Raw genomic sequence first — 15143 nt, forward strand, 5'->3', positions numbered from 1 at the left:
AGGTGACGAACAAGCGCATCAGCGCCCCAGTGTCGTGAAGCAGGCGGGGGCCTTCTGATCGGCCGGCGAACAGGCGGGCACGACCTCGGCACACCGGGGCGTGTCACTGCCGGTCGTCTCGCGCTCTGGAGCGGTGCGCGTGGCGAGTCGCCCACCTGGTCAGGCCGATCGCAATCGCCACGAGAGCCATACCGGCCAGGATGTCGAGGACGTAGTGGTGTCCGGTGACGAGGACGACGAACGCGGTGAGAAGGGGGTAGAGCCAAGCCGACCGGGCGGCTCGTGGAGCGCGGTCGCGCAGGGTCGACCACACGGCATAGCCGCACCAGGTCGTCCAGGCGACGTGCATGCTCGGCATCGCCGCCAGCAGGTTCACGCCGGGACGGGGAATGCGGGACTGGGCCCCGAAGAGGATGTCGTACGTGGCCATGTAGTCGACGATGCCGGGCTGGGCGAAACGTGGTGGTGCCTCCGGGTAGAGCCACACGAGCGGGAGGTCCAGGACCATCGTCACCACCAGGACGGTCCGCAGGTGGTTGTAGTGCGTTCGTCGGGCGATGTAGAGCCAGATCAGGACAGCCGGCACAGCCAGGACGCTCAGGCGGTAGAAGTAGCCGGTCAGGTGGATCGCGACGGGGTGCGCGAGCATCGCGTGGTTGAGCGGCTGCTCGATCGCGATGTGGAGGATCTGCTCCAGGCGCTGGACGTGCAGGGCGTTGCTCGTCGCCGCCGGTTCGCCGCGGTCGACTGCCGCCCGGATCAGCCCGAAAGCGAAATACCCGGCGACCAGCAGCGGCACTTCGAAGTACCACGTGGATCGCTTGTGCTGGCGGGGTAATGGCGGCATGCGCCGAGAGGGTACGCGGGCTCCGGAGGACATTCCGGGTCGGTCTCAGGGTGATCCCGGACGGCGCGACCGCCGGTCCGGCCTAGAGTTCGGAACACGGACCGCGAACCCGGCCGTCACTCTCGACCTTCCAGCGGAGGACGACTCCGATGTCGACAACCGGGTCCATCGGCGAGGCCTGACAACGGATCAGCGCCCACAACGGGCCACCCAGGAGCAGCGGTGAACACTTCCGGACCGGAATTCAGCCACTTCGTCAACACCCGGCCGCCGCACAGGCACTGGACGATCATCGGTGTCGCGGATTCGGCGGACGACCCGGGTGTGCGGTCGGTCGAGATCTTCCAGGGCCCCGACCACGACGAGCCGCGACTGGTGCTCGCACCCGAGGAGGTGCCCCAGTTCGTCGCGGGCCTCATCGCCACGGTCATGCCCGGCGATCTGACCGCGGAAGAAGACTGAGCCCCTTCCGACCTCGTCCGGCGTCCGGGTGGCGTGAGGACCACTCGGCCCGTCGTTCCCAGCGGCTGCGCGATCGTTCGTATCGGACAGCCGGAACAGCCGCAGCGGCGGGCGGGGGTTTCCGGCCCCCGCCCGGCATTCCGCACACGGTGGCGGGCACCGCGCTGGTCACCGAGGGAGGGTGCGAGGCCGGTACGGAGGACGCCGCGCCTCGTACTCCGCGATGTCGGTTTCGTGTTCCAGCGTCAGGCTGATGTCGTCCAGGCCCTCCAACAGGCGCCACCGGGCGTTGTCGTCGATGTCGAAATCAGCCGTGATCCCCTCGGCACGGACCTGGCGGTCGACCAGGTCCACGGTCACCTCGGCCGTGGGGTCGGCCTCGGTCAGCTCCCAGAGCCGCTCGACGGTCTCCTGCGGCAGCATCACGGTCAGCAGACCGTTCTTGAGGGAGTTGCCGCGGAAGATGTCGGCGAAGCGGGGGGAGATGACGGCCTTGAAGCCGTAGTTCTGCAGCGCCCAGACGGCGTGCTCGCGGGAGGAGCCGGTGCCGAAGTCCGCGCCGGCGACCAGCACGGTGGCGCCCTGCCGGGCGGGCTCGTTGAGGACGAACTCAGGGTCCTTGCGCCAGGCGTCGAAGAGCCCGTCCTCGAAGCCGTCCCGGGTGACCTTCTTCAGCCAGTGGGCGGGGATGATCTGGTCGGTGTCGACGTTGCTGCGGCGCAGCGGGACGACCCGGCCGGTGTGGGTGGTGAAGGCTTCCATGGTGTTCAGGCTCCGGCGGTCACGGGGAACTCGGACAGGTCGGCGGGCGAGGCCAGGTGACCGAGGACGGCGGTCGTGGCCGCGACCTGCGGGGACACCAGGTGGGTGCGGCCGCCCTTGCCCTGCCTGCCCTCGAAGTTGCGGTTGGAGGTGGACGCGGCCCGCTCGCCGGGTGCCAGCTGGTCGGGGTTCATGCCCAGGCACATCGAGCAGCCCGCGTGGCGCCACTCGGCGCCGGCGGCGGTGAACACCTTGTCCAGCCCCTCCTCGACGGCCTGGAGCGCGACGCGCACCGACCCGGGCACGACCAGCATCCGCACCCCGTCGGCCACCGAGCGGCCCCGGAGCACGGCGGCCGCGGCGCGCAGGTCCTCGATCCGGCCGTTGGTGCAGGAGCCGAGGAAGACGGTGTCCACCGCGATCTCCCGCAGCGGCTGACCGGCCGTCAGGCCCATGTACTCCAGCGCCTTCTCGGCCGCCATCCGGTCGGCGGGGTCGGCGAAGGCCGCCGGGTCGGGGACGGAGCCCGACAGCGGAGCGCCCTGCCCCGGGTTGGTGCCCCAGGTGACGAACGGCGAGAGGGTGGAGGCGTCGATGACGACCTCACGGTCGAAGGTGGCGTCGTCGCTGCGCAGGGTGCGCCACTCGGCGACGGCGGCGTCCCAGTCGGCGCCCTTCGGGGCGTGCGGGCGGTCCTTGAGGTAGGCGAAGGTGGTCTCGTCCGGGGCGATCATGCCGGCCCGGGCGCCCGCCTCGATCGACATGTTGCACACGGTCATCCGGGCCTCCATCGAGAGCTTCTCGATGGCCGGGCCGCGGTACTCGATGACGTGGCCCTGGCCGCCGCCGGTGCCGATCCGCGCGATCACGGCCAGGATCAGGTCCTTCGCCGTGACGCCGGGCGGCAGTTCGCCCTCGACCGTGACGGCCATGGTCCGGAACGGGGACATCGGCAGCGTCTGGGTGGCCAGGACGTGTTCGACCTGGCTGGTGCCGATGCCGAAGGCGAGGGCGCCGAACGCGCCGTGGGTGGAGGTGTGGCTGTCGCCGCAGACCACGGTCATCCCGGGCTGGGTCAGTCCGAGCTGCGGTCCGATCACGTGGACCACGCCCTGCTCGATGTCGCCCAGCGGGTGCAGCCGGACCCCGAACTCCGCGCAGTTCTTCCGCAGCGTCTCCAGCTGGATGCGGGAGACTGGGTCGGCGATCGGCTTGTCGATGTCGATGGTCGGGGTGTTGTGGTCCTCGGTCGCGATGGTGAGGTCGGTGCGCCGCACGCGCCGACCGGCCTTGCGGAGCCCGTCGAACGCCTGCGGGCAGGTCACCTCGTGCAGCAGGTGCAGGTCGATGAACAGCAGGTCCGGTTCGCCCTCCGCGCGCCGGACGACGTGGTCGTCCCAGATCTTCTCCGCCATTGTCCTGGCCATGAACTTCCCTCCGAGCGAGTGGATGGGGCCGGAGCCGGAGTGGCGCCGGTTTTCACGCTGTGGCCGCTCGGAGCGCCTCGTCCCGTGGGACACCGGTGGCACTCCGTGAAATGCACTGGGAATCCGACGCGCCGGATCAGGCCCTGCACCGACCCGCCGCGGCCGAAAATCGTTCTCACCGACCAGGTGGCCGGTCGACGGCTCAGCCCGCCAGGCGCGCGGCGAGCGCGTCGCCGATCTGCTCCGTGCTGCGGGGTGCGGCCGGGTCGCGCTCGGCGAGGTCGGCGGCGACGGCGGCCTCGATCCGCCCCGCCTCCTGCTCGTAGCCCAGGTGGCGCAGGAGCAGCGCGACCGACAGGACGGTCGCGGTCGGGTCGGCCTTGCCGGTGCCCGCGATGTCCGGGGCGGAGCCGTGGACCGGCTCGAACATCGAGGGGTAGGCGCCGGTGGGGTTGATGTTGCCGCTGGCGGCGAGGCCGATGCCGCCGGTGACGGCCGCGGCCAGGTCGGTGAGGATGTCACCGAAGAGGTTGTCGGTGACGATCACGTCGAACCGCTCGGGCCGGGTGACGAAGAAGATCGTGGCGGCGTCGACGTGCAGGTAGTCGGTGGTGACGTCGGGGTACTCGGCGGCGACCGCGTCGAAGGTGCTCTGCCACAGGTTGCCGGCGTGCACCAGCACGTTGGTCTTGTGCACCAGCGTCAGGTTCCGGCGCGGCCGGGCGAGGGCGCGCTCGAAGGCGTACCGGATCACCCGCTCCACGCCGTAGGCGGTGTTCACGCTCACCTCGGTGGCCACCTCGGCGGGGGTGCCGGTGCGCAGCGAGCCGCCGTTGCCCGTGTACGGGCCCTCGGTGCCCTCCCGGACCACGACGAAGTCGATGGCCGGGCTGCCGGCCAGCGGGCCGACGGTGCTCGGGTGGAGTTTGCCGGGGCGCAGGTTGACGTAGTGGTCGAAGGCGAAGCGCAGCTCCAGCAGCAGGCCGCGTTCCAGGACACCCGACGGGACGGTGGGGTCGCCGATCGCACCGAGCAGGATCGCGTCATGCTGCTTGAGCGACTTCAGCTCCTCGTCCGGCAGGGTCTCCCCGGTGGCGTGCCAGCGCCGGGCACCGAGGTCGTATTCGTTGGTCTCCAGCTTCACGTCCTGCGGGAGCACGGCGGCCAGCACCTTCAGACCCTCCGCGACCACTTCCGGACCGATGCCGTCACCGGGGATCACCGCGAGGCGGATGCTGCGACTGTTCGGCATGGCATCTCTCTCCTTCATCCATCCTGGTGTGATGTCTGGTTCTCCGGGAGCGCGTCCTTCGTGCCCGGAACGGGCCGGCCTCTTGTCGAGAACCGGCCCGATGCGCCGTGGACGGGCGGTAGACCGTTGTCGCCTGCCCCTGGTCCGCGAGTGGCCACGGACTCCACGTGCGGGGGAAGAAGCGGACGTCGGGCACTCAGGCGGCGGGCTCCTTGGCGGCCGCGGCCCGCGTGGCGTACGGCGCGGACCGCTCCTCGTCCCGGGCCCGCCGGGCAGTGGCCAGCGCGGCCCTCCGGACCGCTTCCGTCTCCTCCGCGTGGATGCCCACACCCCACAGCGGACGACCGTTCAGGGCGGCCTCGCAGAAGGCGGCGTACCCGGGGCGCCCCTTGAGCCGCTCCACGGTGACGCTCTGGACCACGCCGGGGATCTCCTGGGCGGTGAACGCCCGGCCCACCGAGTTCTTCCAGTCGCCGGCCGTCCAGTCGGCGGCGGAGATCTCCGGGGTGCCCGCCGTCCCCTCGCCGGGCTCCGTGCCCGGTGCCACGTACCGCTCCGCGAAGAGCGCCCACAACTCGTCCGCGCCGACTTCGCCACCTCGCCGCTCGCAGAACTTCTGCATGACGTGGGCGAAGTCGATCTGCAACGGCCTGGGGAGGGGCAGCCCCTGCGTGGTGAGCAGCAGGTGGGCGATGCCGCCCTTGCCGGACTGGGTGTTGATGCGGATCAGCGCCTGGTAGCTGCGCCCGATGTCGCGGGGGTCGACGGCGAGGTAGGGCACGTCCCAGACGGCGTCGGGATCCCCCGCCTCCTCGCGGGCCTTGAGACCCTTGGCGATGGCGTCCTGGTGCGTGCCGGCGAAGGAGGTGTAGACGAACTCACCCACCCACGGGTGGCGGGCGGAGACCGGGAGCTGGTTGCACTCCTCGACCACGGAGCGGATGCCGTCCAGGTCGCGCAGGTCGAGCATGGGGTCGATGCCCTGGGAGAACAGGTTCATCGCCAGGGTCGGCAGGCACACGTTGCCCGTGCGCTCGCCGTTGCCGAACAAGCACCCCTCCACCCGGTCGACGCCGGCGAGGATGGCCAGTTCGCTCGCCGCGACGGCGCTGCCCCGGTCGTTGTGCGGGTGCAGGGTGAGGATGGTCCGGTCGCGGTACGCCAGGTTCCGGCACGTGTACTCGATGCGGTCCGCCAGCTCGTGCGGGGGGAAGCACTCCACTGTCGCGGGCAGGGCGATCCGGAGGGTGCGGTCGGTGCGGGGGGCGCAGTACTCCAGTACCGCGTTGCAGATCTCCACGCCGAACTCGGGTTCGGTCTGGCTCCAGGACTCCGGCACGTAGGACAGGAAGAGCTCGGTCTCCCGCAAGTTCTCCTGCAGGCGCACGGCGTGCCGGGTGCCCTCGAGGGCCAGCGCCACGGTCTCTTCGCGACTGGCGCGGAACACCACCCGCCGCTGCGCGACGGAGGTCGGGTTGATGTACTGCAGGACCGCCCTGGGGGCTCCGCGGACCGCGTCGACGCTCCGGTCGATGGCGTCGGTCCGCATGGAGCAGAGGACCTGGATGACGACGTCGTCGGGGATGGAGTCCGTCTCGATCAGGTGCCGCACGAAGTCGTAGTCGTCCTGGGACGAGGCGGGGTAGCCCACCTCGATCTCCTTGAACCCGATGGAGACCAGGAGGTCGAACATGATGCGCTTGCGGTTGACGTCCATCGGCTCCAGCAGGGCCTGGTTGCCGTCGCGCAGGTCGACGCTGCCCCACAGGGGCGCGCGGGTCAGCTGCCGGCTGGGCCAGGTGCGGTCCTCCAGCCCGATCGGCTGGTAGGGAGCGTACTTGTGCACGGGCATTCCGCTGGGCGTCTGCGCACCCATGTCACGGGCGCGGAAGTTGCGGTGCTCATGTGGTGAAGGGCTCATCTCTTCCTCTCTTTACGATCTCCGTGGCGCTACACCCCGCCGGTGCGGGCGAGGTTCCGGCACGAAAACGCGATGTGGTCCAAAGCGGGTCGCGGGCAAGAGCGGGTCGCGGGGCAAGAGCGCGGCCGGTGACCCGGCGGGAGAGCACTCGGCCGCCGAGGAAGCCGCCCTCCAGCGCGATGTGCCTGTGGAGCCGCTGCCGCGAACCCGGCGGTCCCCGGCCGCGTGCGGGCAGTCGAAGGCCGTTCCCCTGGAAACCAGGCGAAGGCAGAACGGCGGGCGGGCGTCACATGCCGATGAGTCCCGGCTGCTTGGTGGTGTGTCGGTCGCCGTGGTGCCTGCCGAGCCGCACGATGGAGAGCAGACCGCGTACGTACTGGTCCCGGATGGCTCGCTTGTCGTACTTGCCCACGGAGGTCTTGGGCACCGTCGGCAGGACCGCCCAGCGCTCGGGCACCATCCACGCGTCGAGGCGTTCGGCCATGAAGTCACGCAGTTCCGCCGGATCGATGCCACCGTGGCGCAGCGACACGGCGACCAGCGGACGCTCGCCCCAACGGTCGTCGGGCACCGCGACGACGGCGGCCTCGATCACCGCGGAGTGTTCCATCAGCGTGTTCTCCAGTCGCACGCTGGAGATGAACTCGCCGCCGGACTTGATGACGTCCTTCACCCGGTCGGTCAGCCTCAGGTAGCCGTTCGCCGTGATCGCGCCGACATCGCCGGTCCTCAGCCAGCCGTCCGCGGTGAAGTACTCCGCCGGCCGCTCCTGGGAAGCCTCGTCGCCGCCGTGATAGGCGCAGGTCACGTCGGGGCCGCGGAGCTGGAGCTCTCCGGTGGCCACACCGTCGTGGGGCGCCGCGGCGCCGTCCGGGCCGACGAGCCGGAACTCCACCGATGGCGGGAACCGCCCCTGGCTGACGCGGAAGGCCCACTCCTCGTCGGCACCCACCCCTCGAGGCGGCACCGCCGCGCTGACCAGCCCCATGGTCTCGGTCATCCCCCAGCCCTGCAGGAGCTCGATGGAATACCGGTCCCGGTAAGCGGCCATCAAGGCGGGCGGACAGGCGGAACCGCCCACGTACGCCCGAGTCAGGCTCCGGGTGTCGTACGTGCCGGTGTCCAGTTCCTCCAAGAGCGAGGACCAGACGGTGGGGACGGCGGCGCTGAAGGTGGGCCGACCCTGGTCGATCATGTGGGCGAGCGATGCGGCTTGGGTGAAACGATCGGGCAGCAACAGCTCGGCGCCCGTGAAGAGGGCCGCGTGCGGGATGCACCACCCACCGGCGTGGAACATGGGCGCTATCGGGAACAGGGTGTCGTGCGGGCTGATGTTGTAATGACTCGGCGTCAGCACCTGGAAGGTGTGCAGGTATATCGAGCGGTGGCTGTAGACCACTCCCTTGGGCTTTCCGGTGGTGCCGGTGGTGTAGCAGATCATCGCGGCGGCGCGCTCGTCCAGCCGCTCCTCCCAGGGGTAGTCGCCGGGGTGGCCGCTGATCAGCTGCTCGTAGTCGTGCACTTCACCGGTGAATCCGGACAACGCCTCACGGCCGCCACGACCGGCAACGACGATGTGCCGCACGGTTTCCGGCAACCGCGCGAGCACGGGGGCGAGCAACTCCGTCAGGCCCGCGTCCACGATGATCACCTCGTCACCCGCGTGGCCGATGGTGTAGGCCAGCTGGTCCGCGGGCATGCGCCAGTTCAGCGTGTGCAGCACGGCACCCATCGCGGGAACCCCGACGAAGAGCTCGAGATGACGAGCGTTGTTCCACATGAGGGTGCCGATGACGCTCTGTTCGCTCTCCGCCCGGGTACCGGGGCGCACACCCAGCCGGTCGCGGAGCGCATGTGCCAGACGAGCCGCCCGTTCGCCGATTTCCGCGTAACTCCTTCTGTCGAACCCCTTCCCGTTCCACGTGGCGACATTGGAGGAAGCATGAACCGTGGCGCCGTACCGCAGGATGCGGGCGAGGGTGAGTGGAGCGTCCGGCATCGTGCTGTACATAGCCTGCCTCCGGAATTCGGTGCCTGCGTCAGGGGTGACGGTTCGTCGAGGGCGGCGCGACCGTTGGCACGAAAACTATTCCCGGGCTCTCTCCACCGGCAAGCCGATGCGGCGGTCTCATGTGGCCGCCGGCCGGAATTCGCGAAGCCGGTGGCAGGCGGCATTCCACTGCTCTTCACCAGCGGTTCTGGGCCGTCCCGGTCGACACCGCCGAGCACCCCTCAATCGGCGCCGGCGCACGGAAAAGCCGGATGAGGGGGTGCTCGGCGTCTCGAATCGCCCCACGTGAACGCGGCTCTTCTGCCGGCTTCCACGTGAGATGAGAGGCGATTATCGCATTGGTAGTGCGCAGGGGGCGCGAAGCCGCAACTCGCCTCCGCTGTGCGCCCGGTACGTCATGCGCAACAAAAACGACGCCTGACAACGAATGCGCCCTACCGGCGGGCTGTACGCACCCCTATGTTCGACCTCAGCATGGCATGACCGGTACGGCCCCGCACAGTCCGCGCCCGCGACCCCGCCGGTCCGCGCTGTCGAACTCTCGACTGCCCATGCACATCGGGTCCACGCCTGCGGAACGACAGGGATTTACCGGTAGCACGCTTCGTGGGTGCTCACAGGCACGGCGGCCGGTACCCGTTGACGCGCAGGCCGCGGAAGTCGAGCCTGTTCGGGGTCTTGCCCACGAAGACCAGGCCGCGCGCCTCGCCCAGCGCCGAGGCGAACGAGTGCGACGGCTTGCCCAACTCGGGCAGCCACGTCCACCTGTCGGGCGAGAAGCTGAAGAACTTCCGCACCAGCTTCCCGCCGGTCGACGGCACCAGCGTGAGCCACTTGTCGCCGCCGCTCCAGTGCGAGGCCGGGCGCAACTGGACGTAGAGGTCGTCGGTCGCGCTGTAGGTCAGCCAGAAGCCGGACGACCTGGAGAGGTCGGCCTGCGCTTCGAACTCGTTGCCGAGCCACACGACGATCACGTGCCACTCGGCGTTGAGGAAGGCCACCTTGGCCGCATACCCGTGCCGCTCGCGGACGAGCAGGCTGCCGGTCGGCGGGACGGTGGTGCCCTCGCCGGACGCGAGCCACTGCTGGAACCGGTCGATCGACGGGGTCTCGCACTCACAGCCCCGCCCGGACGCCGTTGCGTCGGCGGAGGCGGTGTTCACCCGGTCCGGCGCTCCGGCCTCCGACGCGTCCGCGTGAGCGACCGCACCGGAACCGAGAAGGGAAACCGCCAACACGTAGACCAACGCCACGAACGCCTTGGCGAACGTGACCGGTGCACGGCCGTGCGTCGAACCTCCAGGCATTCTGCGGAAGCTAGCACATCGCCAGGCACCGTGGTGATCTTGCTTCGGCGCGCGTTCCCCGGCTCCGGCGTGACCGGACAGCCGTTCTCGAGAACCCGCAGCTCGAACGGATCAGAGCAGGCGGGTCGCGTAGGGCATGATGCCGCCGTAGCGGACCGGCGCGATACGGACCCACGAACCCGAGTACGGGGCCTCGATCATCATGCCGCCACCCAGGTAGAGCGCGACGTGCGTGCCACCGCCCGGACCCCAGAACAGCATGTCGCCCCGCTGCGCCTGGTCGAGCGGCACCTTGCGGCCGGCGTTGTACTGGTAGCCGCTGTAGTGCGCCAAGTAGATGCCGACGCCCGCGAACGCGTACATCATCAGGCCCGAGCAGTCGAAGCCCACGCTGTAGTAGTCGCCGTAGGAGTCGCCGACGCCACCGTCGCGGATGCCGACCGTCGGGCCGTCGTAGTTGCCGCCGCCCCACGAGTACCGCACGCCCAAGTGCTCCATCGCGCGGGCCACGACGGTTTCCACGCCGCCCCCGCTGGGTGCTGTCACCACGGGACGGGCGGCGGGCGCGGCAGGCTTCGCTGCGGGCTTCGCCGCGTTCAGCGCGGCCTGCCGGGCGGCTTCCTCCTCCTCGCGGCGCTTGTCGTCCAGCCACTGGTCGTACTGGGCGCGCTGACCTTCCAGGCCTTCCACGGCGGTCAGCGCCTGCGCCAGCTCGCCTTCGACCCTGGTCTTGTCGCCCTCGATCGCGGCGGCCTGCCCGGCCTGGTCCTGCTGCGCCTGCACGGCAGCCTGCCGGGCCGCGTCGGCGTCCCTCCCGGCCTGCTCGGCGGCGACCTGCTTCTGGTTCGCCAGGTCGAGCGCGGCACGGGCGGCGGAGTCCTTGTTGGCCTGCTCCGCCCTGGCCCGCTCCACGTCGTCCAGGGCGTTGAGGCCCGAGTCGCCGACCGCGGCCAACATGCTGGACCGGGCCAGCAGGTCCTCGGGGCTGGACGCACCGAAGTACGCCGACAGCGACCCGATGGTGCTGCCCTGCTGGAAGCTGGCGGCGGCGAACTCGTCCAGCTCCCGGCGCGCGTCGTCCACCGCCTTGCCCGCGACCTCGGCCTCGGTGCGGGCGGTGGCGGCGTCCTGCTCGGCCTTCGCGGCCTCGTCCCGGGCGGTGTCCAGGTCGACGCGGGCCTTGTTGGCCAGCTCCATCTTGAACGCCACGTCGTCGGTCAGCCGTTGCAGCCGCGCTTCCGCCTCGGTGAGCTGACCGGTCAGCTCGCCGACCCGGGCGGCCTTCGCGTCGGCCTGCTCGCGACCGGCGCTGATCTCGCCGTCACTCGGGTTGGGCGGTGGTGGCGGGACCGCCGGGGCCACGCCGGGGAAGAGGAGCAACGTCGCGACGACCATGATCACCCAACGAGCCACGACACCCGTCCTCCCACCCGCTCGGCCGATCAGGATTCCACCGAATAGCGTCATCCGGACACGTTCCGAGACTGTGCCACTACAGCACCAAGGTTTCCAATTGACCCAGCAATCACTTCACCCACACGGGTCACATGAGTGGTGGTAAACCCACCTTTAGTCGACCTTGCGGTCCAGGTCGACCGAGTACGGCTCCCGAGCTGGACGCCCTTGGGGCGGGTCGTCGTGCCGGACGTGCGATTGATGGTGGCGGGGGCGTCCGCACGTCCGCCTGCGTCACGAGGACGACAGCACGAACCTCCGGTTGAGCCGCTGCGGGACGCGGGCCTTGTCGCTGCGGGTCCGGATGAAGCCGGCGAGACGGGCGTCCGACACCGGGACGCGGTCCTTCATGACGACCCAGCTCACCGTCTCGTCGAAGCCCGGCGTGGTCAGCGAGCCCTCGTACCGGTAGAACGACCCGTCCCCGGGGAGCAGGGCGTGCAGGTCGAACGACTCCGGCGGCTCGGCCCCGCCACCCGCCTCGACCGTCAGGAAGACCGCGAGGACGCACAGCCGGACGCCTTCGTCGGCGCGGATGTGCACCGCGTGCAGCTCGGCCTCCTGCCGCGCACCGTCGACCCAGTGCTCGCTGGGCCGGTGGAAGTGCACGTTTTCCAGGTGGAACTGGTCCGCACCCAGCCTCACCGAGTTCCGGTCGTGCGGGTGGAAGCGGTGCCCGTCCGCCTCCACCGAGACGTCGAACCGCTGCACACCACGCGACCACTGCACGTCGAGCCGGGAGCCGTAGACCTGGACGGCGTCGCGGTCGATGATGTTGATCGGTGACTGCTGGTCCGCCATGTGATCATCTTCCCAGCCCGCGCCCTTCCCGGGCGGGTGAAAGACGATCACCGAAGGGTGGTCACCAGGTACTCGGGTCGCCCCACGTCCGCAACGGCCCGGACTCCACCACGGGCACCGACACCAGCTCCGGCAACGACTCCCCCACCGGACCGCGCACGACGGCCGCCGCCACCCCGTCGTACGGCGTCGGCTCCGCGTTGCAGATCACCACCGCCGCCCCCGTCCGCGCCGCCAGCCCGACCAACCCCGCGGCCGGCTCCACCAACAACGACGTCCCGGCCACCAGCATCAGTTCGCAGTCCAGCGCCGCCGTCCTCGCCGCCCGCAGCACGCCCGCGTCCAACGCCTGGCCGAAAGCGACCGTCGTGGACCGCAGAACCCCTCCGCACACAAGGCAATCCGGGTCATCCTCCCCCGCACCCACCCGCGCCAACGCGTCGCTCATCGCACCCACCGCACCGCAGTGCACGCACACGGTCCCGAACAGCGACCCGTGCAGCTCGACTACCGCCGAAGACCCGGCCCGCTGGTGCAGCCCGTCCACGTTCTGCGTCAGCAGCGCCCGCACCCGCCCGGCCCGCTCCAACCCCGCCAACGCGCGGTGCGCGGCGTTCGGCTCGGCCGTCCACATCGGATGCCGCAGCCGGGACCGCCACGCCGCCCGCCGCACGGCCGGATCGGTCAGGTAGCCGTCGAGCGTGAACTCACGCCCGAGCGCCGTCCACAGCCCGGACGGCCCCCGGAAGTCCGGGATGCCGGAGTCCGTCGACACCCCCGCGCCGGTGAGCACGGTGATCCGCCGCGCCGCGGCCATCGCCTCCCGTGCGTCCATTCCTCCACCATTCCACGCCGGATGTTTGCGAGCATTGCCGCGTGCGGAGGACATGGGGCGCGGTGCTCGGGGTTGTCGGCTTGGTCACAGGCGTGGCGGGGACGTTCCTGCCGTGGCTGCGATCGGGATCGGTCACGAGGGACAGTTACGAGGTGCTCGCGCTGCGTGGTTTCGCGGGGTTGGACGGCCCGTCGGGTGAGGTGGTCCGGGGCGTGTGGGTGGGCGTAACGCCGTTGGCGGTGTGTTGCGTGGTGCTCTGGCTGCTGCGACTTCCGCGGATCGCTGCATGTCTGGCCCTGCTCTTTGGCACGATTGCGGGAACGGTGGCGGCCCTTGCCGCCGTCCAAGGGGGCAACGAGGGCTCGCTGGTCGGGATCAGCCTGATCGGACCGGTCGTCACCCTCGGTGGTGCCGTGCTGGGGGTCGCGGGTGCGATCACCGTGCTCACCGCGAAAACCCGCACAGCGATCAGTCCAGGAGGAGCACCGTGAGCTACCCAGGTGGCGGCGGAGGCGAATGGCCGCCGCAGAACAACCCGTACGGCCAGCCCCAGCAGGGCGGGTGGCAGCAGCAGCCGCAGCAGGGTCACCCCCAGCAGCAGCCCGGCTACCCGCAGCAGGGTGGCCAGCAGGGCGGCTACCCGCAGACCGGTCCGCAGCCGCAGCAGGGCTACCCCCAGACCGGCCCGCAGCCACAGCAGGGCTACCCGCAGACCGGTCCGCAGGGCTTTCCCCAGCAGGGTTACCAGCAGCAGCAGTTCGGCGGCCCGCAGCAGCCGTTCGGCCAGCAGCCCTACGGCTACGCGGGCGGTGAGCCGCCGAAGAAGAAGCGCACCGGCCTGGTGGTCACGGCGATCGTGGCCGTCCTGGCGCTGGCGGCGGGCACGTTCTTCACGGTGCGCGCGCTGCGCAGCTCGGACTCGGTCGCGGCCGGCTCGGAGAACCCGCAGACCGCGGCGAACAACCTGCTCAGCGCGTTGGGCAGCGGCGACGTCCTGGGCATCATGAACGGCTTGGCGCCCGCCGAGGCGAAGCTGAGCAAGGACTACACCGAGGCCACCGTCAGCGAGGCCAAGCGGCTGGAGATCCTGAAGAAGGAGGCGGACCCGCAGAAGATCAGCGGCGTCCAGATCAAGAGCGAGGGCATCAAGTTCGACGAGGCCGCCGCCGAGAAGGTCAACGACCGGCTGACCATCAACAAGGTCACCGAGGGCAGGATCACGGTCACCTCGGACGTCAAGCAGGTCCCGCTGACCGACAAGCTGGTCAAGGCGCTGGGCGCGAAGCTGGACCAGGAGCCGGAGACCGAGACGCTCGACTTCGCCAAGGAGAAGGACAAGCGCAAGGGCAAGCCGATCGGCATCGCGACGATCAAGGTCGGCGACGACTGGTACCCGTCGCTGTTCTACACGCTCGCCAACGCCGCGCTGGAGGAAGAGGACCTCAAGTGGCCCGCCCAGGGCATCGCGCCGGCCGGCGCGGACTCGCCGGAGGCGGCCGCCAAGGGCATGGTGGACAAGGCGCTCAACGGTGACGTCAAGGGCGTCATCGCGCTGCTGCCGCCGGACGAGATGGGCGTGATCCAGGACGTCGGCCCGGTGATCCTGGACCAGATCGGCCGGGTGCCGGACACCGGCGCGAAGCTGGTCGAGCTGGAGACCGACTCGAAGGACGTGACCGGCGGCAAGCAGCTGACCGTGCGCAAGCTCGTCCTGGAGGTCAAGGGCAAGAAGGGCGAGGTCTCCCGCGACGGCGACTGCTACACCGCGAAGGCCGACGGCCAGTCACAGCGGCTGTGCGCGGACGAGATCGCGCAGCTGGTGGAGCAGCAGGGCGGTCGCAACGTCCCGCCCGCCGCGGTGGACGTCATCGCCCGCGTCGGCGCGCAGGTGCTCAAGGACGGCCTCGGCGTCGTCACCACCGAGGTGGACGGCAAGTGGTACGTCAGCCCGATCCGCAGCTACAGCGAGATCTTCCTGACGCTGCTGCGCGGTCTGGAGCCGAAGGACATCGACGAGCTGCTCAAGCTCGCCAAGTAGTCCCACTGCCGCGGACAGCGCTCCG

The 15143-nt window shown here is 70.3% G+C and carries 13 protein-coding genes; 3 read left to right on the forward strand and 10 right to left on the reverse strand.

Annotated features, from left to right (window positions below; genetic code table 11):
- Window positions 1-103: 103 nt before the first annotated feature.
- Window positions 104-847 carry a phosphatase PAP2 family protein gene (locus FHS29_RS03715; RefSeq protein WP_184688173.1) on the reverse strand — a complete coding sequence of 248 codons (744 nt, stop codon included), beginning with the start codon at window positions 845-847 and terminating at the stop codon, window positions 104-106.
- A gap of 222 nt (window positions 848-1069) precedes the next feature.
- Between FHS29_RS03715 and FHS29_RS03720 the strand changes: the two genes are divergently transcribed.
- On the forward strand, window positions 1070-1309 hold the full coding sequence (locus FHS29_RS03720; RefSeq protein WP_184688175.1) for a hypothetical protein: 240 nt from the start codon (window positions 1070-1072) through the stop codon (window positions 1307-1309).
- Window positions 1310-1477: 168 nt separating this feature from the next.
- Here the strand turns inward: FHS29_RS03720 and leuD are convergent, their stop codons facing one another.
- The 9 genes from leuD to FHS29_RS03765 form a co-directional block, all read right to left on the reverse strand.
- On the reverse strand, window positions 1478-2071 hold the full coding sequence (leuD, locus tag FHS29_RS03725; protein ID WP_184688176.1) for a 3-isopropylmalate dehydratase small subunit: 594 nt from the start codon (window positions 2069-2071) through the stop codon (window positions 1478-1480).
- A 5-nt stretch (window positions 2072-2076) separates the two neighbouring features.
- A complete protein-coding gene (gene leuC, locus FHS29_RS03730; RefSeq protein WP_184688178.1) occupies window positions 2077-3498 on the reverse strand; it encodes a 3-isopropylmalate dehydratase large subunit in 1422 nt (473 codons plus the stop codon).
- A 202-nt stretch (window positions 3499-3700) separates the two neighbouring features.
- Window positions 3701-4732, reverse strand: coding sequence for a 3-isopropylmalate dehydrogenase (locus FHS29_RS03735; protein WP_312864751.1), 1032 nt, complete (start codon window positions 4730-4732; stop codon window positions 3701-3703).
- 214 nt (window positions 4733-4946) lie between these two features.
- A complete protein-coding gene (locus tag FHS29_RS03740) occupies window positions 4947-6671 on the reverse strand; it encodes a 2-isopropylmalate synthase (RefSeq protein WP_221455281.1) in 1725 nt (574 codons plus the stop codon).
- A 286-nt stretch (window positions 6672-6957) separates the two neighbouring features.
- Window positions 6958-8682, reverse strand: a complete 1725-nt coding sequence (locus tag FHS29_RS03745) for a long-chain-fatty-acid--CoA ligase (protein ID WP_184688181.1) — start codon at window positions 8680-8682, stop codon at window positions 6958-6960.
- A 614-nt stretch (window positions 8683-9296) separates the two neighbouring features.
- Entirely contained in the window at window positions 9297-9989 is a 693-nt protein-coding gene (locus FHS29_RS03750; RefSeq protein ID WP_246439791.1) for a hypothetical protein, read from the reverse strand.
- Window positions 9990-10100: 111 nt separating this feature from the next.
- Window positions 10101-11402, reverse strand: coding sequence for an NlpC/P60 family protein (locus FHS29_RS03755; RefSeq protein WP_312864733.1), 1302 nt, complete (start codon window positions 11400-11402; stop codon window positions 10101-10103).
- Between the two features lie 276 nt (window positions 11403-11678).
- Window positions 11679-12245: a carbonic anhydrase family protein gene (locus tag FHS29_RS03760; RefSeq protein WP_184688182.1), complete on the reverse strand. Its 567-nt coding sequence runs from the start codon at window positions 12243-12245 to the stop codon at window positions 11679-11681.
- Between the two features lie 61 nt (window positions 12246-12306).
- On the reverse strand, window positions 12307-13080 hold the full coding sequence (locus tag FHS29_RS03765; protein ID WP_184688183.1) for an SIR2 family NAD-dependent protein deacylase: 774 nt from the start codon (window positions 13078-13080) through the stop codon (window positions 12307-12309).
- A gap of 41 nt (window positions 13081-13121) precedes the next feature.
- On the opposite strand from FHS29_RS03765, the gene FHS29_RS03770 reads away from it, so the two are divergent.
- Window positions 13122-13571: a hypothetical protein gene (locus tag FHS29_RS03770; RefSeq protein ID WP_184688184.1), complete on the forward strand. Its 450-nt coding sequence runs from the start codon at window positions 13122-13124 to the stop codon at window positions 13569-13571.
- On the forward strand, window positions 13568-15118 hold the full coding sequence (locus FHS29_RS03775) for a flagellar basal body protein FliL (RefSeq protein WP_184688185.1): 1551 nt from the start codon (window positions 13568-13570) through the stop codon (window positions 15116-15118). Before FHS29_RS03770 ends, FHS29_RS03775 begins: the two co-directional genes overlap by 4 nt.
- The last annotated feature ends 25 nt before the right edge of the window (window positions 15119-15143 follow it).

Source organism: Saccharothrix tamanrassetensis (assembly GCF_014203665.1).
GTDB lineage: Bacteria > Actinomycetota > Actinomycetes > Mycobacteriales > Pseudonocardiaceae > Actinosynnema > Actinosynnema tamanrassetense.